The organism is Arthrobacter sp. MMS24-S77, from assembly GCF_054888235.1.
This window is the reverse complement of record NZ_JBTZRN010000001.1, coordinates 3,210,498-3,231,263: the sequence shown is the minus strand read 5'-3', so window position 1 is coordinate 3,231,263 and position 20,766 is coordinate 3,210,498. Positions and strand designations below refer to the sequence as shown.

Genomic DNA, 20,766 nt, shown 5'->3' with positions numbered 1-20,766 from the left:
GAGCGTGCCTCGAAGATGGATCCAAATGTCAATTGTCGGTGCGAGTCAGTACGGTAGGTACATGAGTTTCACCGAGTTCCCGGCGCCGGCAAACCACCTTATCGATACCGTTCTTCCGGTGCGCCCTGCTTTGGTTGACCGGGGGTCGGCCGAACGCATGACGCCAGGCATGCTTGAGGAAGTGATCTCCTCAGGCGGCGCCAAGGCCATGGTGCTGTCGCAGCGCCAGGCTCTCGCGGTGCGTGACAAACTGTGGCTGGGCGATGCTGCACCGCTCTTTGAAACCCTTCAAGCGGCAAGCGGGCCGCTCACCGCCATTTATCTTGGCCGGACACTTGCCCCTTCGTCTGTCCCGGAACAAACACCAATCGTCCTCTTCGTAGCCGGCGAGCCGGCCGCCCCCGGAACTGCAGGGCTTCCGGCCGATGGCACCTGGACGGGGTTCCGGGAGATCGCTGCCAGACTCGATGCCACGGAAACCGCTTTGTTCGTTGAGGCCAGCGCCATTTCCAATTGGCATGCCACCCACACCCATTGCCCGCAATGCGGAACCCCTACGGTCATCGAGGCCGGGGGATGGGTGCGTCGGTGCCCGCGGGACAATTCGGAACACTACCCCCGGACGGATCCGGCCATCATCGTCACGGTCGTCGGCTCCGACGGCAGGCTGCTTCTGGGAGGAGGCGGGCCGGTAGACGCGAAGAACTACTCCACCTTGGCTGGTTTCGTTGAGCCGGGAGAGTCGCTTGAACAGGCCGTGGTGCGAGAAATCGGGGAAGAGGTAGGTGTGCGCGTCACCGCCTGCCAGTACCTTGGTTCCCAGTCGTGGCCGTTTCCGGCCTCGCTCATGCTCGGGTTCACGGCAACAACGGACGACGTCGAAGCCCGGCCCGACGGCGTTGAGGTGACCCGGGCACGCTGGTTCAGCCGTGCGGAACTCCAGGCAGCCGTGCTCAGCGGTGAGATTACGATCTCCACGCGGCTTTCGATTGCGCGTTCCCTGATCGAGCACTGGTATGGCGGCGTCATCGAGGACCTCCAGCCGTGACCGACGGTATTCTCAGCGACACCGTTTCACTCGAAGACCGGATACTCGGTGGTCTTGATGCCGAGCAGCGGGAAGTTGCCAGCAACCTCAACGGGCCCATGTGCGTCCTCGCGGGAGCCGGAACGGGGAAGACCCGGGCCATCACGCACCGCATCGCTTACGGTGTCCATTCCGGTGTCTACAGCCCGCAGCGACTCTTGGCCGTCACGTTCACTTCCCGGGCCGCCGCCGAAATGCGCAGCCGGCTGCGGGATCTCGGCGTCGGAAACGTCCAGGCGCGCACTTTTCACGCCGCAGCGCTTAGGCAATTGCAGTTCTTCTGGCCCCAAGCGATCGGTGGTGTCCTGCCGAACTTGCTGGACCACAAGGCGAACATGATCGCCGAAGCCGCCCGTCGTCTCCGGCTCAGTACTGATCGAGCCTCGATCCGTGACCTTGCGGCCGAAATCGAGTGGGCCAAGGTTTCCATGCTGACGCCGGCCAACTACCTTGAAAACGCTCACGGTCGCGGAACCCCGGGCGGCTTCGACCTCACCGCCGTCGCGCGGGTCTTCCAGTCCTACGAGGACGTGAAGACGGACCGCAACGTGATCGACTTCGAGGACGTCCTGCTGATCACCGTCGGCATCCTTCAGGAAGACCCGAAAGTGGCAGCAACGGTCCGCGAACAGTACCGGCACTTTGTGGTGGACGAGTACCAGGACGTTTCCCCGCTGCAACAGCGGCTCCTGGAGCTGTGGCTTGGCGGTCGCGACGAACTCTGCGTGGTGGGCGACGCCAGCCAGACCATCTACTCCTTCACAGGCGCTTCTCCGAAGCATCTCCTTGGATTCAAGGGCCACTACCCTTCCGCGACGGTCGTCAAACTGGTTCGTGACTACCGTTCCACGCCTCAAGTGGTGAAGTTGGCCAACGACCTCCTCGGGTCCCGCCGCAGTGGCGGAACGGTTGCCGACGCCGCCTGGGCCAAACCCCTGCAGCTGGTGGCCCAGCGCCCGGCCGGACCGGAGCCGCGGTTCATGGAATGCCCCGACGACGAGGCCGAGGCGGCGGTGGTCGCAGGCCGGATCCGGGAACTGATCGACGCCGGCACCAAGGCGAGCGAGATCGCAGTGCTCTTCCGCACCAACGGACAGTCGGAAGCCTACGAACAAGCCCTTGCTTCGGCGGGCATCGGTTACCAATTGCGTGGCGGTGAGCGCTTCTTCGCGCGCAAGGAAGTTCGGGATGCCATCCTCCAGTTGCGCGCCGCCACGCGTGCAGTGGCCGAGGACTCCGCTAAAGAACCCCTTGGCCAACTGGTCCGGGACATCGTGGCCTCCCTCGGCTACACGGATGCCGCCCCCCACAGCGGCGGTGCCCTGCGCGAACGCTGGGAGTCGCTGGCAGCCCTGGTGGCACTCGCGGACGAACTCGCCATCAGCCGTGGGCCGGAATTCACGCTGATGGAATTCGTCAACGAACTCCAGGAACGTTCGGTGGCCCAGCACGCCCCAACGGTCCAAGGCGTTACCCTCGCTTCACTACACGCCGCGAAGGGCCTGGAATGGGATGCGGTGTTCCTGGTGGGCTTGAGCGAGGGTCTCATGCCGATTTCCTTCGCAGACACTCCCGAGAGCGTGGATGAGGAACGCCGCCTGCTCTACGTCGGGATCACCCGCGCGCGGGAGCACCTGACGCTTTCCTGGTCCACGGCCCGCACGCCTGGTGGCCGGGCCAACCGCAAGCCTTCGCGCTTCCTTGACGGACTGCGCCCCGATTCCGTACTCGGAGCCAGCGCCCGCAGCCGCGCCACCCCTCGGCGCAAAGCGGCAGCACCGGCGTCGTGCAGGGTCTGCGGAACCATGCTCGCTACCGGCGCTGAACGCAAAGTGGGTCGCTGCAGCCAGTGCCCGCCGACGTATGAGGAACAGACTTTCGAGGCTTTGCGGCAATGGCGCAAGGACGAGGCATTGAGCAACGAGGTTCCCGCCTATGTGGTCTTCACCGACGCGACGTTGACCGCCATCGCCGAGGCTCGGCCTGCTTCGCTCGAGGAATTGGCGAAACTCGCTGGTGTGGGACCTTCGAAGCTGGAAAAGTATGGCGAAGCCGTGCTGGCGGTCCTGGTCGAGAACGGGTCTGCCTAGTGCCCCGGCTCGCGGGCCAGCCCGCTTTGCCGCTGACTACCGACGACGGCGCGCCCGTCGTCGTTCGTCGCTCGGCCCGCCGTCGTCGTACTGTGGCGGCCTTCTGGGAGGATGGGAACGCAATTGTTGCGATCCCTGCCCACTTCACTAAGGCGCAAGAGAGCGAATGGGTCCGGCGGATGCTGGACAAGCTCAAACGCCAGGGGGAGAGGCGGACCCAAGGTGCCGGCAGGAGACGACCCGCCAGCGATGCCGCCCTTGCCGTTCATGCCGCGGAACTGTCATCAAAGTACCTAGGCGGACGCGCCGTTCCGACGTCGGTCCGCTGGGTCAGCAACCAGAAGTCACGGTGGGGTTCGGCAACTCCTGCGGACGGGACCATCCGGCTATCAGACAAGCTCCGCGCCATGCCGCAGTGGGTGATCGACTACGTGTTGCTCCACGAACTCGCGCATCTGCTGGTGGCCGGGCATAACGCCGCGTTTTGGCGCTTGCTGGAGGCATATCCCGAGACGCAGCGGGCCAAGGCTTTCCTGGAGGGCGTCGCCTTTGCGACGTCGCGGGGCCTTGGACCGGATGAAGAAGACGCCGGCGCACCAGCCCAGGGCTGGGACGCCGACGCCGACTAGGCACGTGACATGCGCGGCTCCTTGTGGGGCCGCGCGTCAGGCCGCTTAGGCCTTGGGCTCACCGGGTTCGGTGTTGTCGTCAGGGGTGTCGCCCTCTCCAGGCTTCGGCGCCTCCGGGCTGCTCTCGTCAGGGGTGTCGTAGCCACCCTCAAGGAGCTTCTGCAGGGCGACGTCCACCTCGGTATCGCTGGCCTCGGCCAGGCGGCGCCGTTCGGTGAAGCCTGTGGGATCGTCCAGATCGTGGGCCGTCGGGAGCAAATCGGGGTGATGCCAGATGGCATCGCGGCCGGCGATACCACGTTCGTCCTTCAGTGCAGCCCACAGCGTGGCGGCCTCGCGCAGGCGCCGCGGGCGCAGTTCGAGTCCCACCAGTGAGGAGAACGCGTGTTCCGCGGGTCCTCCTGTGGCACGGCGGCGACGCACTGTTTCCCGGAGTGCGACGGCGGAGGGCAGCACATTCTCGGTCGCAGCGGCGGTGAGTTCGTCCACCCAGCCCTCAACAAGTGCCAGGGCCGTCTCGAGTTTCTCCAGGGCCGCCGCTTGTTCGGGCGTGCGCTCGGGCGTGAACACGCCTTGGGACAGGGCTTCTTGGATGCCCTCAGGGTTGCCCGGGTCGAGATCGCGGGCGAGGTCCTCGACGCGTGACATGTCAATGTGGATACCGCGGGCATAGGCCTCGATGGCGCCGAGGAGGTGGCCCCTCAGCCAAGGAACCTGCACGAACAGGCGGGCATGCGCGGCTTCGCGGACGGCGAGGAACAGCCGGACGTCATTCTCCGGGATACTTAGGCCTTCGCCGAATTTGGCCACATTGGCCGGTAGCAGGGCCATTTCGAGATCGGCGAGTGGAACACCGATGTCTGTGGAACTGACCACCTCGGCGGACAGGGCGCCGATGGCCTGGCCAAGTTGCATACCGAAGATGGCGCCGCCCATGTTCTGCAACATGGAGGAGGTGCCGCCCATCATGGCCTTCATTTCTTCCGGCATTTGCTGGGTCAGCGCGTCCGAGAGCGCGTTGGCGATGCTGTTGGCCACCGGCTCCGTGAGCCGTTTCCATGTGGCCAGGGTGGCTTCCACCCATTCGGCGCGGGACCATGCACGGCCGATCAGGCCCGTTGCTTGGAGGTCGGTGACCGGATCCAACCAGAGTTCGGCTAGCCGCAGGGCCTCGTCGACTTCGCGGGTCTGGAGGGCATTCACCGACGGATCGGTGCCGGCGGCGGCAACACGGCGGGCGTTCTCGTGGGCGAGCTGCCAATTGACGGGGCCCTCCGAAGTGGAGCTCATCATTGCTTGCACTTGGGCAAACATTTGCTGCAGCATGTTGGGATCGTTCGGCAGCCCGGCGGCCTTGGCCAATTCGGCGGGGTCGATGTTGCCCATGCCTTGCCCGCCCATCAGGTTCTTCAGCATTTCTGCCAGGGGATCCTGAGGTGAATCGTCTCCATTGGAGGGGGTGTTGGGGTTGGAGGTCATGGTGCCGCCGATCGTCGATGTGACTGGTGATCACTTTCAAGGTACCGCGATGCCCGGGGGCTGTCTGCCTCAAGGACGCGTCGTTCGCTCTAGGCAAAGCACGTCCGGCGGGCACAGCATCGTAGGGTGGATCGTTGGTATGTTTACTGGCCTCCACCCTGAGGGGCCGAAACGGTAGCGTCGGGCACGAGTTCCTGCGCGGAGAGGTCTTTCATTGACTAGTTTGCCGAGCCCCGGAGCGTCCGGGGAACCCGGACAGCCTCTCGGACCCTCCCACCCGCAGGACCTCCCGACGTCGCACGACCCTTCCCTGACGCATGAAACAGAAGCGCGGGAGCCGGCGCAGGATCAGCCCACCGCGCCGGAACCGGCACGGCGGCGCGACGGACGGTACTTTGCGATGCTGGTCTCCGGTGCCCTGACCCTTGTGTTGGGAGTCGCCGCCGCTGCCCTCCCTGTTCCTTACGTGGTGGAATCTCCTGGGCCGACGTTCAACACCCTGGGCACGGAGCACAACAAGCCGGTCATCAGCATCACCGGCCACCAGACTTTCCCTGCCAAAGGAAATCTCGACCTGACCACCGTCTATATCAGCGGCGGCCCCAACGGACCCGTGAGCATTTTCGAGGCGTTCCAGGCCTGGTTGGATGGTTCCAAAGCCGTGTACCCCGAAGAACTGCTCTATCCCAAAGGCACCACGAAGCAGCAATCCGAGCAGGAAAGCGCGCTCGCCATGACCACTTCCCAAGAGAACGCGGTTGCCTCGGCGCTCCAGGAAGAGAACATTCCGTACCAACAGAAACTTGAAGTCGCAGGGTTGTCGGACGGCTCGGCTTCCGAAGGCAAACTCCAAACCGGAGACGTTTTCACCTCGATCAACGGCAAGGCGGTCACGTCGCTCAACGTCATCCAAACCGCACTTGCCGACGGCGCGGGCGCGCCTGCCGCCGTCGTCGTCGATCGCAAGGGCACACCGGTGACCGTGAACATCACGCCGGGCAAGAGCTCAAGCGGCCGCTACATCCTCGGAGTGATGCTGCAGTACAAGTTCACCTTCCCGTTCGACGTCAAGATCTCCTTGGACCAAGTGGGCGGACCGAGTGCCGGCATGATGTTTGCCCTTGGCATCATCGACAGTATTACTCCCGGCGACCTCACGGGTGGCAAGCATGTGGCCGGCACCGGCACGATTTCGCCCGATGGCACCGTGGGGCCAATTGGCGGAATCGCCCAGAAAATGCGGGGAGCCCGCAACGGAGGCGCCACCCTTTTCCTCGCCCCGGCAGCCAATTGCGACGAAGTCGTAGGCCATATTCCGGACGGCCTGCAAGTGGTCAAAGTGGAGACCCTGGCGGATGCAAAGTCGGCCGTGGAACGACTCGCCTCTGGACAGGACATGTCCCGTCTTCCGACGTGCTCCAACAACTAGACTGACGATGGAACTTAGCTCCACCGCCACTCGTGGCACATATGACGGCCTCCGCCATCAGCACCAGGCACCGGGGCCGACGAACACACGCACTGATGACAATTAACTGACGACCAGCTATGAGGTACCGAGTTTGTCCCGTCCAGCCAGCACCAACCCGCCCGGAAGACCGCCGCTGAGACGGGGTGCCTTGACCCCTACCCTGATCGTCGTGGCGCTCGTCGTGGTGGGATTCATCTTCTTCGCCAATGTGTGGACTGACGTCCTCTGGTACCAGCAGTTGGGCTTCTTCGAAGTGTATTTCCGGGAGAATCTTGCCCGGATCCTCGTCTTCCTGGCTGGCTTCGTCCTGATGTTCGTCGCAGTCTTCTACGCGATCCGCGTCGCCTACCACGCGCGGCCCGTCTATGCCCCGGACTCCGAGGCCAGGGACAACATGAACCGGTATCAGGCTCAGCTTGAGCCGGTGCGCCGCGTGGTCATGATCGGCATCCCCGTCCTCTTCGGACTGTTTGCCGGAAGCGCCGCTGCGAGCCAATGGCAGAAAGTCCTCTTGTTCTTCAACCAGGTACCATTCGGTCAGGCTGACCCGCAGTTCGGCCTGGACATCAGCTTCTACCTCATGACTTTGCCGTTCCTTGGATTCGTCACGGGTTTCCTGATGAGCGTTGTGGTGGTTGCCGGAATCGCCGGAATCCTGACGCACTATCTCTACGGCAGCATCAGGCTCATGGAACGCGGCATCTTCACGAGCCGCGCGGCACAGATCCACCTGGCTGTGACCGGCGCCGTTTTCCTGCTCCTTCTGGGGGCCAATTTCTGGCTTGACGTCTACAGCACCGTCCAAAACAACGGCGGACACTGGGCGGGCGCCCTTTACACCGATGTCAACGCCGTGATCCCCACCAAGACCATCCTGGCGGTTGCCGCCGGCCTGGTGGCCGTCCTCTTCATCGTGGCTGCTGTGATCGGTCGCTGGCGCCTTCCTGTCATCGGAACTGCGATGCTGATTATCACGTCGATCCTGGCTGGTGGCGTGTACCCGTGGGTCATCCAGCAGTTCCAAGTCCGCCCATCGGAGCAGACGCTGGAAAACAAGTACATCGACCGCAATATCGCGATGACCCGGGCCGCCTACGGTTTGGACCAGATCAAGGTTTCTCCTTACAACGCCACGACGGACGCCAAGACCGGGGCGCTCGCCAAGGATGCGCAGACGGCTGCCAATATCCGTTTGCTGGACCCGAACCTTGTTTCCTCCGCGTTTTCCCAGTTGGAGCAGTACCGTCCGTATTACCAGTTCCCCAAGGCCCTGAACGTTGACAGGTACACGGTGAACGGCAAGACCCAGGACACCGTGATTGCTGTCCGCGAATTGAACCAGGACGGGTTGAACGCCAGCCAGCAAACCTGGGTCAACCGGCACATCGTCTACACGCACGGTTACGGCGTAGTGGCCGCCAAGGGAAACACGTTCACGGTTGACGGCAAGCCGGACTTCCTGCTGTCCGGCATTCCGTCGATGGGTACCCTCGGCAGCGATGCGAGCTACCAGCCCCGCATCTACTTCGGCGAAGATTCGCCGGACTACTCGGTGGTCGGCGCTCCGGACGGCGCCGCGCACCGTGAGCAGGACCGTCCGGCCGGCAAGGACACGTCGACCGAAACGCAATACACGTTCACCGGTAACGGTGGCCCGAGCGTCGGCAACTGGTTCAACCGCCTTCTGTACTCCATCAAGTTCCAGTCCTCGGATCTGCTGCTCTCTGACGGCGTCAACGAGAAGTCCCAGATCCTCTATGACCGCACCCCGCGTGAACGCGTGGAAAAGGTTGCTCCCTACTTGACCGTGGACGGCAGCGCCTATCCCGCAGTGGTCGATGGCCGTGTGAAGTGGATCGTGGACGGTTACACCACCAGCCAGTACTTCCCTTACTCCCAGCAGCAGCAGTTGCAGAACGCCACGGCCGACTCGCAGACCACCTCCGGACGCACCGCGGCCTTGCCGAACAGCACCGTCAACTACATCAGGAACTCGGTCAAGGCCACTGTCGACGCCTACGACGGATCGGTGACCCTGTACGCCTGGGATGACCAGGACCCCATCCTGAAGGCCTGGGAGAAGATCTTCCCTAGCACCATCAAGCCGTACTCGGAAATGTCGGGACAGCTGATGAGCCACGTTCGCTACCCGGAAGACCTGTTCAAAGTCCAGCGCGAGCTGCTTGGGCGCTACCACGTGACCAACGCGGACAGCTTCTACCAGAACAACGATGCGTGGAGCGTTCCTAACGATCCGACGGTCACGGATCCCGTCCGGCAGCCTCCGTTCTACATGTCCCTGCAGATGCCCGACCAGACCAAGCCGGCCTTCCAGCTGACGTCGTCGTTCATCCCGCAGGTAGTCAACGGGAACGCCCGGAACATCCTGTACGGCTTCTTGGCAGCGGATTCCGACGCCGGTAGCCAGAAGGGGGTGAAGGCGGACACGTACGGGCAGTTGCGCCTGCTGCAGTTGCCCACGGACACCCAGGTCCCGGGGCCGGGCCAGGCCCAGAACAAGTTCAACTCCGATCCTGAAGTGTCGCGGGAGCTCAACCTCCTGAGACAGGGCGCCTCGGATGTGCTCAACGGCAACCTTTTGACATTGCCTGTGGGCGGAGGCCTGCTCTATGTCCAGCCGGTGTATCTGAAGTCAACAGGTGAGACCTCATATCCGACGCTTCAGAGGGTGCTGGTGGCCTTCGGTGACAAGGTCGGCTTTGCTCCGACGCTCGACGCCGCGTTGAAGATCCTGTTCGGGGGCGACTCCGGAGCCTCTGCGGGGGACTCGGCCAATAACGGCCAGACTCCCACGTCGCCAGGGACTAGCACTCCACCCGCCACGGCGGACGCCCAGGCCCAACTGAAGGCTGCGTTGGATGAAGCCAACAAGGCAATCCAGGACGGCCAAGCCGCTCTGGCCAAGGGCGACTTCGCCGGCTACGGCGCTCAGCAGAACATTCTGTCTGCCGCAATAAAGAAGGCGCTCGACGCCGAGTCGCGGCTCGGTGTCACGCCGGCGCCGGTGCCGTCGGCCAGCGCGACGCCGTCGCCGACGTCCACATCGTCGCCCTCGCCGTCTCCGAGCAAGTAGGCAATCCTCCAGCTGGCTGATATCGGCCTAGCTGGGGGAGCGTTACAAGACCAGGCCAGCCCAACGAGGGCTGGCCTGGTCTTTCCTTTGTTCCCGCTGACCAGGCCGGTGGTTCCGGTGGTCTGATCGCGGTGCTCAGGCCGTTTTGGGTCAAGGGCGGACCTTCCTCGGGTGAGGGAGACGGAGGTCACGTCGTTTGGATTTGGCCTGACATTCACCGGCAGGTAAAGTAGTTCTTGCGACGCGGGGTGGAGCAGTTCGGTAGCTCGCTGGGCTCATAACCCAGAGGTCACAGGTTCAAATCCTGTCCCCGCAACTGGAGAAAAGATCCGGCACAGTGGAAACACTGTGCCGGATCTTTTTGTTTTTCATGCCTTCGTGGGACGGAAGCGGGGTATCGCCCGACGTGCCGCAGCCCACACCCGAGTGGTCAGGGGCGCCCATGAATGTGCGGTAGAGTTGATTCTGCGACGCGGGGTGGAGCAGTTCGGTAGCTCGCTGGGCTCATAACCCAGAGGTCACAGGTTCAAATCCTGTCCCCGCAACCAAATACACAAAGAGTCCGCCCAGCAGGGCGGGCTCTTTTGTTTGTCCGGTTGGCTAAGGCTGATCTGCCCCGTTGGCCGCGGCCGCCCAGACCGCCTCCCCGGCTTACACCTAGACGGGTGGAGAACCACACCTAGATTGCTGAAAACTGCACCTATTTCGGGCAAAGCTGCACGGGGATTGGCCCTTTACGCCACCTAGAGACGAAAACACCGGCTAGTTTCTTGGGTAGGGGCACAGAAGGGACCTCAATGAACAAGACGTCGAAAATAGTTGGCGCAGCCCTGAACGGTGTGGCCGGTGGATTGGCTCTGGCGTTCATTCTGTGCGTGGCTACGAGCGTGGTCGCCATTTCGACGGGCTCCCGGACGACCCTGCCAGGTCTGTTCACGGCGAACCCCGGAACCGAAAACGCGGCGCTGGCCTTGGAATTCCAGCCCAACTTCGCTGGAATCGTCGTGGTCATAGCGTTGTCGGTGCTTGTCAGCGTCATGATGGCCGTGCGAAGCAGCATCACCCGGACCTCGGGACACTGCACGAACTAGGACAGCTCGGGGCTCCATCTTCTTCCCGGTCACATGACCGCACATCACTCCGAACGCTCCAGGCGTTGACAGTCACGTGCGCGGAGGACGAAACTTGGGCCGAATGGCCCGTCACGTTGGCAGAGTGGGCCGGCCCGAGGGAGGTCACTGATGATCAATGCAACGATGGTCGTGGCGACGGTTCCGGTCACGGATCTGGATCGAGCGAAGGAGTTCTACGGCGGCATCTTAGGGCTGACCTTCCTCTGGGAAACGCCAGTAGGCGTCCGGTACCGGTGCGGATCCGTCAGCGAGATCTCAGTCTTCAAGCGTCCGCCTGCTGCTTCCGAGCACACCCTTGCCCACTTCGAAGTGGATGACATCGAGGCCGTGGTCCAGGACCTGGCCGGCAAGGGCGTCGAGTTCCTCGACTACACAGAGGGTCCCCTCGCCACGACAGGGCACATCGCCCAGCTCGGCCCCGCACGCGGCGCGTGGTTCCGCGATCCCGACGGGAACACCCTCGGCATTCGCCAGGGCTAGATCGATCCCTGCGAAGCTCTGATATCTAGCGCTGGGCCGCATCGCCATGCCCGGCGCGGAGAATCGCGGCTAACCGAAAATTCAATAGGAGTTCCAAGCATTCCTTCCATCGCTCCATGGTAAATACTAGGAGTTCCTAGTATTCTCGATTCCAAGCGTCAGCCATTTGCATCGAGGGAGCTGTTGAATGAAGATCGTCGTGCTCGTCAAACAAGTGCCGGATACGGCGGAAGAGCGGAAGCTCGACCTCGCCACGGGTCGGCTTGACCGTGAGGCCTCCGACAATGTGATCGATGAAATCAACGAACGCGCCCTTGAATCAGCGCTGCGCATCAAGGACGCCAATAAGGGCACCGACGTCGTGGCAATGACCATGGGACCTGACGAGGCCGCCCAGGCCTTGCGCAAGGCCCTTTCCATGGGTGCGGATTCAGCGGTTCACATCCTGGATGATTCCCTGAAGGGGGCCGACACGGGCCGCACCGCCGCGACACTGGCGGCGGCCCTGCAGTCGACGGGTTTTGACGTGGTGCTCGCCGGCAACGAATCCACGGATGGCCGCGCCGGCGTCGTGCCCGCCATGGTGGCGGAACACCTCCAGCTGCCTCTCTTGGGATCCTTGATCTCCGCCGAAATCGCCGACGGCGCGGTAAGCGGCGTTCGCCAGGGCGAGGGCGGAACCCTCAACGTCCACGCCGGGCTGCCCGCCATCCTCACCGTGACTGAACGCTTCCCGGAGGCGCGGTTTCCCAACTTCAAGGGCATCCTGACCGCCAAGCGCAAACCTGTCACCACCTTGTCCGTCTCCGAGCTCGACGTCCCGGCAGGCGGGAGCCGCACCGTGGTGGTCTCCACCGTCGAACGGCCACCCAGGGCGGCCGGCCGGAAGCTCATTGATGACGGGTCCGCAGCCAGCGAACTGGCTGAGTTCCTCGTTGCGAATCGCCTGGTCTGAGGAAGGAAAAGAAATGTCGAACGTCTTGGCACTCATCGAAATTTCCCATCGCGGCGAGATTGCAGCGTCCGCCCGCGGGCTGTTGGCTGCCGCTGCCACGCTGGGCTCGCCGGTAGCCGTCGTGGTCTCATCGGAGCCTCTGGCGGACGACGACGTCGCGCGCCTGGGTGAGCTGGGCGCGGCAAGGATCTACTCGGCTGTGACACCAGCGGCCGGAACCGTTTTGGTGGCCCCCGCGGTGGATGCGCTGAGGGGGGCCGTAGAGGCTTATGAACCGGCCGCCGTACTCACCGCGAACACGGCTGATGGGCGCGAAGCCGCCGCCCGGCTTGCCGTGCGGACGGGCGGCAGTGTGCTCGCCGACGTCGTGCAGGTGCGTAGCGACAGCGGAACCGTTGTTGCCCGGCATTCAGTCTTCGGCGGGGCTTACACCGTTGAATCCACCGTGGATGGCGGGCTGCCCATCCTCACTGTTCGACAGGGTGCGATCGAAGGCCACGCCCCGGCAGCTACGGCAGACGTCAGTATCGTGTCCCTCGAAGCCACAACCGCGGGTGCTGCGGTCATTGACCAGTTCAACGACGATCCCATTGCCTCCGCCCGCCCCGAGCTTCGCAGTGCAGCCACGGTGGTCTCCGGCGGACGGGGCCTGGGCTCTTCCGAGAACTTTGTGTTGGTTGAACAGCTCGCCGACGCTCTGGGTGCGGCGATCGGCGCGTCACGTGCCGCCGTCGACGCCGGCTACATCGCGCAGACGGCCCAAGTCGGCCAGACCGGCGTCAGTGTTTCCCCGCAGCTCTACGTCGCTTTGGGTATTTCCGGAGCGATCCAGCACCGTGCCGGCATGCAGACCGCCAAGACCATCGTCGCCATCAACAAGGACCAGGACGCGCCAATTTTTGACGTGGCCGACTTCGGAATCGTAGGCGATATCTTCACGGTGGTTCCACAACTCATCGAGGCCGTCAAAGCCCGATCCAACTGACGGCGTAACAGGCTTTGGCCGCTTCAGCCCAAAGCCTGTTAGCTTGATGCGTCCGTGATTGCAAAGTTCTTCCGAGAGGTGTCTGAGAAGATGTCCACCCCCGCGAAAAAGTCGACAGCAGCCAAAAGCAAATGGTCCCAACCCGTCTGGGTGGTTCCCGGCGTGCTGGTTGTGCTTTTGCTCATTGTCTTGTTGGCCAAATGGTTGACCGGCCTGTCGGGTGTGCAGTCGTTCTTGCATGACTACCCGGGCGCATCCAGCCTTCCGGAGAGTGCCCCCGTCGGGTTCCCTGCATGGCTCGGGTGGCAGCACTTCCTGAATGTCTTCTTCATGGTGCTCATCGTCCGCTCCGGCTGGCAGGTCCGCACGGCCAAGCGGCCTCCGGCCCAATGGACCCGCAACAACTCAGGCCTGATCCGCACCAAGAATGCGCCTACCAAGATCAGCCTGGACCTCTGGTTCCATTTGACGCTGGATGCGCTGTGGGTGCTGAACGGCATTGTCTTCATCATCGTGATTTTCGCTACCGGGCAATGGATGCGGATCATCCCCACCAGCTGGGATGTGTTCCCGAACGCCATTTCCGCGGCGCTCCAGTACGCATCCTTGAACTGGCCTACCGAGGACGGCTGGGTCAACTACAACGCCCTGCAGTTGTTGACCTACTTCGTGACGGTCTTCATCGCCGCCCCGTTGGCCATCATCACCGGCCTGCGCACCTCCTCGGCATGGCCGAAGAAAGCCGGCACGGTGAACAAGATCTATCCCATCGAGCTGGCCCGGGCAGTGCATTTCCCGGTGATGGTGTACTTCGTGCTCTTCACCATCGTGCATGTCACCTTGGTCCTCGCCACCGGGGCGCTGCGCAACCTGAACCACATGTATGGGAGCAGCGACGACATCAACTGGGTTGGCTTCGGCATTTTCGCTGTGTCCCTCCTGGTGATTGTTGGCGCATGGTTCCTCGCCAGGCCGCTGTTCCTTCGTCCTATCGCTTCGCTGATGGGGAAAGTCAGCAAATAAACCGCTACCAATAGCCGGACAACCCGGGAAAAGGAGTGCCAATGTTTGAGCTCACAGAAGACCAGCAAGCGGTGGTGGAGATGGTGCGCGACTTCGCCGCAACCGCCATTGCTCCGCACGCCGCAGAATGGGACGAGACCAAACACTTCCCGGTGGACGTCCTTCGGGAAGCGGGCACTCTCGGCATGGGAGGCATCTATGTCCGGGAAGAATTCGGCGGTTCAGGGCTCACCCGGACGGATGCTGCCCTGATCTTTGAGGAACTGTCCAAGGCAGACCCCACCATCGCGGCGTACATCTCCATCCACAACATGGTGGTCTGGATGATCGACGCCTTCGGCAACGATGCGCAGCGGGCCCAGTGGGTGCCGCAGCTTGCGTCCATGGAAGCGCTGGGCAGCTATTGCCTCACGGAGCCGGGAGCAGGCTCCGACGCCGCGGCGCTGAGCACCAAAGCAGTGCTCGACGGCGACAGTTACGTTCTGAACGGCACCAAACAGTTCATTTCGGGCGCCGGAGTTTCCAGCGTCTATGTGGTCATGGCCCGGACGGCGGACACGGGAAGCCAGGGAATCACAGCAATCGTGGTGCCCGCGGACGCACCGGGCCTGTCCTTCGGCCCGAACGAAAAGAAAATGGGATGGAATGCCCAGCCCACCCGTCAGGTCATCTTCGAGGACGTACGGGTCCCCATAGCCAACCGGCTCGGCGAGGAAGGCAGTGGATTCGGCATCGCCATGAAGGGCCTCAACGGCGGCCGGGTGAACATGGGTGCCTGTTCCGTGGGCGGCGGCCAGGCTGCACTGGACAAGTCCATCGCATACCTCAAGTCACGCTCGGCTTTTGGCGGACCACTCATCAACCAGCAATCCCTGTTGTTTGATATCGCCGACATGGATACTGAACTCGAAACGGCCAGGACGCTGATACTCCGTGCCGCTGACGCCCTGGACCGTGGCGCCCCGGACACCGTGAGACTGTGCGCAATGGCCAAACGCGTCGCCACGGATGCCGGTTTCAACGTGGCAAACAAGGCCATCCAGCTGCATGGCGGCTACGGATACTTGTCCGAGTATGGGCTGGAGAAGATCGCCAGGGACCTGCGTGTCCACCAGATCCTGGAAGGCAGCAACGAAATCATGCGGCTGATCGTCGGGCGGCTTGCGGTGGGAGCCTGAAGAACGCAGGAAGCACGAATGGCCGGACCTCCCTGGAGGTCCGGCCATTCGTTTGGCGGGATTAGAGCTTGTCGAAGTCGGCTTCGTCCACAGTGTCATCCGCCGGAGTGGTAGCGCCTGCGCCGATCGCAGCTTTCGAGCCGCCGGACTTCAACGCCGCCAGGCGTGCCTCGATTTCGGTCTGCTCGCCGAGGTCCTCAAGCTGGTTGAACTGCGCGTCCAGGCTGGAGGCTGCAAGCTCCTGCTGGCCGAGGACCTTGGCCTCTTCGCGGCGGATCTTCTCTTCGAAACGGCCAACTTCGCTGGTGGGGTCCATGATGTCAATGCTCTTGAGGGCATCGTGAACCTGCGTCTGCGCGGCAACTGTCTTGGAGCGGGCGACCAGTTCATTGCGCTTGCTGGTGAGCTCGTTGAGCTTGCCCTTCATCTGGTCAAGCCCGCTCTTGAGCTTGTCCACGACCTCCGACTGGGAGGCGATGTTGGGCTCGGCGGACTTGGCCTCGTTCTCGGCCGACATCTGGCGCTGGATGGCCACCTTGGCAAGATTGTCGAACTTCACGGCGTCGGCCGCATTTCCGCTAGCCCGGTACTCGTCCGCTTTGCGGGAGGCCGCAAGGGCTTTGTTGCCCCAGTCCTGGGCGTTCTTGACGTCCTCGTTGTAGTCGGCCTGGAGCATGCGGAGGTTGCCGATGGTCTGTGCCACGGCCGACTCGGCCTCGGCGATGTTGTTCGAGTAGTCGCGGACCATCTGGTCCAGCATTTTCTGCGGGTCCTCAGCCTGGTCGAGCAAGGCATTGATGTTCGCCTTGGCGAGCTGCGCGATCCGCCCGAAAATGGACTGCTTAACCATGGTGTTGCCTTTCGTCCTGCTCAGTGGTGCCCACTGAATCCAGTGATCAGTTCTTGTACCGCTCTACGCGGGGACCGGCCCCCACCTAGTCTTTGGGAGCTAGAAGCTCCCGTCTCCGCCGGAGTCGCCACCCCAGCCGCCACCGCCGCCGTCGCCGCCGAAGAAGCCTCCTCCGCCGCCGGAGTCGCCGCCGAAGAATCCGCCGCCACCTCCGCCGTCGTTGTTTCCGCCGCCCCAGCCGCCTCCGCCGCCGTGGAGTATGGAGTTGATGAGGATGCCGCCGAGGATCGCTCCGCCGAGGCCGCCACCGTTGCCCCCACCGCCGAACATGCCTCCACGGCCGTAGCCCTGGTTGGCGAAGCCGCCGAATTGATCGACGTCGGACTGTGCCAGTTGCGCGGCTTGTGCCGCGAGCGACTGGGCCTGCTGGGCGTACGTCAGTGCGGTGACCGGGTCATTGCGGGAAATGGACAGTGCGTAGTCGAGATTCCGTTGGGCTTCAGCCAAGCGGGTGCGGGCTTCGGTTCCTACGCCGCCGCGCCGCGCCGCGATGTAGTCCGAGGTTGCGCTGATCTGGGACTGGGCCGCCATGATGGTCTGCTGCAGCGAGGCCTGCGCGCGCCGCGCCTGTTCCTGCTGATCGCGGATTCCCGAGAGGGACTGGTCCAAGGCCTGGTGAGCCTTTTCCACCCGGTCCAAGGTGGCAATGGGGTCGATCTTCCCGCCTTGGATTTCGGCCTTGACCTGAGCCAGCGCGGCTTCGACTCCGGCCACTGGACCGGCTAGTTCCGGGTGCTGGCCGGACTGGATCATTGCCTTGGCCTGTGCCAGGTCCTGGCTGGTCTCCACCACCGCGCCCTCCAGCGAGTTCCGGGCTTCATCGAGGCTGCCGGCGACCTTGGAGATCGCGTCAATCAGTACATTGGTCTGGTGCAGGCCCTCTTCCGCGGCACGGACGGCCACAGCGGCGAGGCTGCTTTCACCCGCCGCCAGCTTTTCCTGGGCAGTGTTTGTTGCGTTCTGAACGAAAGCAAGCCGGTCCTTGGCCTGCGTGATGTTGTCGCTCACGTGGCCGAGTGCACTGTCTGCGTACTTTTCGCGCAGGCCGTTGAGGGATTGTTCGGCACTGCTGATCTTCGACTCAGCCTCGTTGGCGCCGGCAGCAACGGTTGCCAAAGCCTGGGGCGCGTTCTTCTCAAGCTCACGCAGGGAATCGAAATCGGCCTTCTGCTCGCGCAAGGACTCAAGGGCGGCCTCCGAGCGTCGGATGATTTCGCCGAGCCAGCTGCGCTGCTGCTCTTCGGTGTCCGGGATGTGGTCATCGAGCTGCTGCTGGAGCTTGAAGGATTCGGTCATATGATTCTTTGCTTCCAGCAACGCCTTGGTGAAGTTCCCGACGGCGGCATCGCCGTATTGCGCCTGGGCGAACCCGAGTTCCTGCTCGCTGGACTTGATGGTGTCATCCGCTTCGATGAGCAGGGTGCCGGACTTGCGCCTCAACTCCGCGATGCTCAAGGAAGCCAAGGGGTCGAGCTGTTCCCCCTGCGGACCGTAGCTGGCGCTGGATGCCTGGCTCTTCTTACGTCGGTTGCGGAAGTACAGGTATGTGCCAACACCGCCGGCCGCAACGACGGCAGCGCCGACGAGTACGGCTGTGCCCGCTCCGGAATTCTGGGTGTCGCCGATGGCCTTGGCGGCATCAATCGCGGCTTGGTCGTAGTTCTTCTTGCCTTGGACGAGATTCGCCAAGACAGCGTTCTTGAGGATGTCGTCACGCTGGGAATCGGTGATCTTGCTGCCAGGCCCGCGGGTGATGTTCACTTTGCCCTCGTCCGTGGCGATGGCCAGCAGGACATCCGTGGAAGTGAATGCTTTGTTCTTTGCCACCGTGTTGCCCCAGTCGGTGGGCGTGCTCGGATTGGTGAAGGTCTTCTCGGTCACGACATACAGATTGAACTGGTGTTCGGAGTAAAGGGACTTGATGGCGTTTTGAACGGCACCCTTGTCGCGAAAGACGCCGGCGTCGTCAGTGATGTTCTGGCCGGACGGGATAGTCACCGGGTCAGCGGCCCAGGCTGCTGCGGCCGGAAGGGCCAGCATTCCAGCCAGGCCTATGACGGCGAGTACACGTTTCAACATTGACCGCATGTGCAACCCTTCAGCACGTCTGCGATTGGTCCAGGCCGGAACAATCGAAACAGAATGCATCAGCGCCCCCACGCATGGTTGTCAAGCCGCAGGTCGCTGTGGCAATTCCACTTGATTCTATGGTGCACCTTTTGGAGCGTCCACAGCGGCAAATATGCCGCCAGCGAAACGGGGAGAGATCTGGTGTTCTCCAACGTTGAGGGGGCTAGCCGGGGCTATTCGGGGCACACGTCCGTCCCGAGGCCGGCGTTCAGCAAGCTCCCAGCGAACGTCGACACTTGATTCAGCAAGAGCGACGATAGTTAAGGGGACGAGGAAGAAAGGAAGTCCCATGACGGAGAACCCAGCACAGGGCGCCGTGCCTGAGAACAATGGCCCCGAGAACCATGGTCCTGAGAGCAACGGCAAGGCGGAGGGGGACAAGCAAGCAAACTCTCAGCCTACGGCGCCGCTGCCGGCATATCAGCCGGGTCAGGATTTCACAGCGAAGCCGGAACACACAGCGCAGCCCGAATACACAGCGAAGCCGGAACACACAGCGCAGACTTCGGTAGCCCCGGCCCCGTGGGCCCAAGGCCCGGCCGAAACCCCCCAGCACAGCGCAGTTCCGCAGCACGCGGAACCCCAGCGCCCGGACTACCCTGCAGGCCATGGGCACCCCTATCCGCAGCACCAGCCGTTCTACGGTGGACCGAACCCCGCGCAGCACTATCCCACGCAGCAGTTCCCGGCAGCGGCCCACCCGGGCGGTCCGGCGGCTGGCCCTAAGCGCAAGCCCGTCTTCGGCGTCGGGACGTTGGTGGCCAGCATCCTGGCGGCAGGACTCGTGGGCGGCGGCGTAGTGGCCGCCAGCGATCAATTGTTCGGCAGCCGGACTCCGGTCGCGGCCAGCAGCAGCCAGACGGGAACGGTGATCGTCAACAACAAGGACGACGTCAACGCGATCACTGCAGCAGCAGCCAAGGCTTCGCCCAGCGTCGTGACCATCATGGCCTCCAGCGGAAGCCAAGGCGGCACGGGTTCAGGCATCATCCTCGATGATCAGGGGCACATCCTGACCAACACCCACGTGGTGACCCTCGATGGCGCTAGCGCGAACGCCGCGATTGAGGTGCGGTTGAGCGATGGACGCGTCATGAAGGCGACGGTCGTAGGTACCGACCCGCTGTCGGACCTCGCTGTCATCAAGGTGGACAATGCGTCGGGCCTGGTGCCGGCTACGCTCGGTGACTCGAGCAAGATCAACGTCGGGGACAACGCTGTTGCCATCGGCGCACCTCTTGGCTTGCCGGGCACCGTCACCGACGGCATCGTATCCACGCTCAACCGCACCATCAGCGTGGCGTCGTCGGCTGTTCCCAATGGCGGCTCGGACAACTCGCAAGGCGGCGGCCAAGGCGGATTCCAGTTTGCCCCTCCAGGCGGTGGCCAGAGCCAGCGCAGTGCGAGCCAGGGCACCGTTTCGCTCAACGTGATCCAGACCGATGCAGCCATCAACCCGGGCAACTCCGGTGGGGCCCTGGTCAACACCAAGGGTGAGATCATCGGCGTCAACGTGGCGATCGCCTCGGCCGGTAGCAACAGTTCCTCGTCTTCGTCCAGCGGCAACATAGGCGTGGGCTTCAGCATCCCCATCAACAACGCGAAGCGCGTTGCTGACGAAATCATCAAGTCCGGAAAGGCCACGCATGGCCAGTTCGGCGTCAGCGTGCAGCCCAAGTCGGCCACAGGAAGCACCTCCGGGTTCTCGGTGGGCGCCGAAGTGGCAAGCGTGACCCAGGGCTCCGCCGCTGCGAAGGCCGGCGTCAAGGTAGGCGACGTCGTGACCAAGTTCGCCGGCATGGATATCACCGATCCCGAACAGCTCACCGCGGCCGTTCGTGAGCAGCCGGCAGGTGCAACGGTCAAGGTGACCATCCAGCGCGGCAGTCAGTCGCAGGAACTCGATGTGACCCTGGACGCTGCCCCTTAACGGAAGCAACGCTGCAACGGCAGAAATAAACCGGGCAATAACCCGGCAGACCGCGGCGGGCGGCACCACATCGGTGCCGCCCGCCGTCGTCGGCGCTCTATCGCGATGCCTCGGGGGAGATTGATGAAACAGGAGTTAACGCGGGTACACGGCGTTGCCCGACTTGTCCCGCAATATGCTTAGCTAGGACGA

Annotated in this window: 15 protein-coding genes and 2 tRNA genes; 14 read left to right on the top strand and 3 right to left on the bottom strand. The window is 63.3% G+C overall.

From position 1 onward, the window contains the following. Positions 1-61 precede the first annotated feature (61 nt). The 3 genes from nudC to ACX5I4_RS14720 are packed head-to-tail and all read left to right on the top strand — an operon-like array spanning position 62 to position 3,806. Positions 62-1,048, top strand: coding sequence for an NAD(+) diphosphatase (gene nudC, locus ACX5I4_RS14730; protein WP_461837301.1), 987 nt, complete (start codon positions 62-64; stop codon positions 1,046-1,048). After that, on the top strand, positions 1,045-3,177 hold the full coding sequence (locus ACX5I4_RS14725) for an ATP-dependent DNA helicase UvrD2 (protein ID WP_461837300.1): 2,133 nt from the start codon (positions 1,045-1,047) through the stop codon (positions 3,175-3,177). Before nudC ends, ACX5I4_RS14725 begins: the two co-directional genes overlap by 4 nt. Next, positions 3,177-3,806, top strand: coding sequence for a M48 metallopeptidase family protein (locus tag ACX5I4_RS14720; protein ID WP_461837299.1), 630 nt, complete (start codon positions 3,177-3,179; stop codon positions 3,804-3,806). The genes ACX5I4_RS14725 and ACX5I4_RS14720 overlap by 1 nt, the downstream gene beginning before the upstream one ends. A gap of 45 nt (positions 3,807-3,851) precedes the next feature. Here ACX5I4_RS14720 and ACX5I4_RS14715 read toward each other — a convergent pair whose 3' ends face one another. Beyond that, positions 3,852-5,285 (bottom strand): zinc-dependent metalloprotease, encoded by a 1,434-nt coding sequence (locus ACX5I4_RS14715; RefSeq protein WP_461837298.1) that lies wholly within the window; start codon positions 5,283-5,285, stop codon positions 3,852-3,854. Positions 5,286-5,685: 400 nt separating this feature from the next. On the opposite strand from ACX5I4_RS14715, the gene ACX5I4_RS14710 reads away from it, so the two are divergent. The 10 genes from ACX5I4_RS14710 to ACX5I4_RS14665 all read left to right on the top strand — a co-directional run bounded on the left by ACX5I4_RS14710 (position 5,686) and on the right by ACX5I4_RS14665 (position 15,604). After that, positions 5,686-6,714 carry a YlbL family protein gene (locus tag ACX5I4_RS14710; RefSeq protein ID WP_461838742.1) on the top strand — a complete coding sequence of 343 codons (1,029 nt, stop codon included), beginning with the start codon at positions 5,686-5,688 and terminating at the stop codon, positions 6,712-6,714. A gap of 133 nt (positions 6,715-6,847) precedes the next feature. Beyond that, positions 6,848-9,850, top strand: coding sequence for a UPF0182 family membrane protein (locus tag ACX5I4_RS14705; RefSeq protein ID WP_461837297.1), 3,003 nt, complete (start codon positions 6,848-6,850; stop codon positions 9,848-9,850). Between the two features lie 242 nt (positions 9,851-10,092). Beyond that, positions 10,093-10,166, top strand: a tRNA-Met gene (locus ACX5I4_RS14700). Positions 10,167-10,321: 155 nt separating this feature from the next. Continuing rightward, positions 10,322-10,398 (top strand) — tRNA-Met (locus ACX5I4_RS14695). 249 nt (positions 10,399-10,647) lie between these two features. Then, positions 10,648-10,941 (top strand): hypothetical protein, encoded by a 294-nt coding sequence (locus ACX5I4_RS14690; RefSeq protein WP_461837296.1) that lies wholly within the window; start codon positions 10,648-10,650, stop codon positions 10,939-10,941. A 150-nt stretch (positions 10,942-11,091) separates the two neighbouring features. Next, the gene (locus ACX5I4_RS14685; RefSeq protein WP_461837295.1) at positions 11,092-11,463 is read left to right on the top strand and encodes a VOC family protein; all 372 of its coding nucleotides are present in this window, start codon (positions 11,092-11,094) and stop codon (positions 11,461-11,463) included. A gap of 187 nt (positions 11,464-11,650) precedes the next feature. Beyond that, positions 11,651-12,418, top strand: coding sequence for an electron transfer flavoprotein subunit beta/FixA family protein (locus ACX5I4_RS14680; RefSeq protein WP_461837294.1), 768 nt, complete (start codon positions 11,651-11,653; stop codon positions 12,416-12,418). A gap of 13 nt (positions 12,419-12,431) precedes the next feature. Continuing rightward, positions 12,432-13,403, top strand: a complete 972-nt coding sequence (locus tag ACX5I4_RS14675; RefSeq protein WP_461837293.1) for an electron transfer flavoprotein subunit alpha/FixB family protein — start codon at positions 12,432-12,434, stop codon at positions 13,401-13,403. Between the two features lie 90 nt (positions 13,404-13,493). Continuing rightward, positions 13,494-14,426: a cytochrome b/b6 domain-containing protein gene (locus ACX5I4_RS14670; RefSeq protein ID WP_461837292.1), complete on the top strand. Its 933-nt coding sequence runs from the start codon at positions 13,494-13,496 to the stop codon at positions 14,424-14,426. Positions 14,427-14,467: 41 nt separating this feature from the next. Further along, complete coding sequence (locus tag ACX5I4_RS14665) at positions 14,468-15,604, top strand: acyl-CoA dehydrogenase family protein (RefSeq protein WP_461837291.1); 1,137 nt, start codon at positions 14,468-14,470, stop codon at positions 15,602-15,604. A 61-nt stretch (positions 15,605-15,665) separates the two neighbouring features. Here ACX5I4_RS14665 and ACX5I4_RS14660 read toward each other — a convergent pair whose 3' ends face one another. Then, positions 15,666-16,454 carry a PspA/IM30 family protein gene (locus ACX5I4_RS14660; RefSeq protein WP_461837290.1) on the bottom strand — a complete coding sequence of 263 codons (789 nt, stop codon included), beginning with the start codon at positions 16,452-16,454 and terminating at the stop codon, positions 15,666-15,668. A gap of 99 nt (positions 16,455-16,553) precedes the next feature. Next, positions 16,554-18,602 (bottom strand): TPM domain-containing protein, encoded by a 2,049-nt coding sequence (locus ACX5I4_RS14655; protein WP_461837289.1) that lies wholly within the window; start codon positions 18,600-18,602, stop codon positions 16,554-16,556. 331 nt (positions 18,603-18,933) lie between these two features. On the opposite strand from ACX5I4_RS14655, the gene ACX5I4_RS14650 reads away from it, so the two are divergent. Further along, a complete protein-coding gene (locus ACX5I4_RS14650) occupies positions 18,934-20,574 on the top strand; it encodes a trypsin-like peptidase domain-containing protein (protein WP_461837288.1) in 1,641 nt (546 codons plus the stop codon). Positions 20,575-20,766: the final 192 nt, after the last annotated feature.

Bases quoted from the DNA above. Each gene is read 5' to 3' on its own strand.
- ACX5I4_RS14715 (WP_461837298.1), bottom strand. From the start codon at position 5,285: ATGACCTCCAACCCCAACACCCCCTCCAATGGAGACGATTCACCTCAG.
- ACX5I4_RS14655 (WP_461837289.1), bottom strand. From the start codon at position 18,602: ATGCGGTCAATGTTGAAACGTGTACTCGCCGTCATAGGCCTGGCTGGA.
- ACX5I4_RS14690 (WP_461837296.1), top strand. From the start codon at position 10,648: ATGAACAAGACGTCGAAAATAGTTGGCGCAGCCCTGAACGGTGTGGCC.
- ACX5I4_RS14675 (WP_461837293.1), top strand. From the start codon at position 12,432: ATGTCGAACGTCTTGGCACTCATCGAAATTTCCCATCGCGGCGAGATT.
- ACX5I4_RS14680 (WP_461837294.1), top strand. From the start codon at position 11,651: ATGAAGATCGTCGTGCTCGTCAAACAAGTGCCGGATACGGCGGAAGAG.
- ACX5I4_RS14665 (WP_461837291.1), top strand. From the start codon at position 14,468: ATGTTTGAGCTCACAGAAGACCAGCAAGCGGTGGTGGAGATGGTGCGC.
- ACX5I4_RS14660 (WP_461837290.1), bottom strand. From the start codon at position 16,454: ATGGTTAAGCAGTCCATTTTCGGGCGGATCGCGCAGCTCGCCAAGGCG.
- ACX5I4_RS14685 (WP_461837295.1), top strand. From the start codon at position 11,092: ATGATCAATGCAACGATGGTCGTGGCGACGGTTCCGGTCACGGATCTG.
- ACX5I4_RS14670 (WP_461837292.1), top strand. From the start codon at position 13,494: ATGTCCACCCCCGCGAAAAAGTCGACAGCAGCCAAAAGCAAATGGTCC.
- ACX5I4_RS14710 (WP_461838742.1), top strand. From the start codon at position 5,686: ATGCTGGTCTCCGGTGCCCTGACCCTTGTGTTGGGAGTCGCCGCCGCT.
- ACX5I4_RS14650 (WP_461837288.1), top strand. From the start codon at position 18,934: ATGACGGAGAACCCAGCACAGGGCGCCGTGCCTGAGAACAATGGCCCC.
- nudC (WP_461837301.1), top strand. From the start codon at position 62: ATGAGTTTCACCGAGTTCCCGGCGCCGGCAAACCACCTTATCGATACC.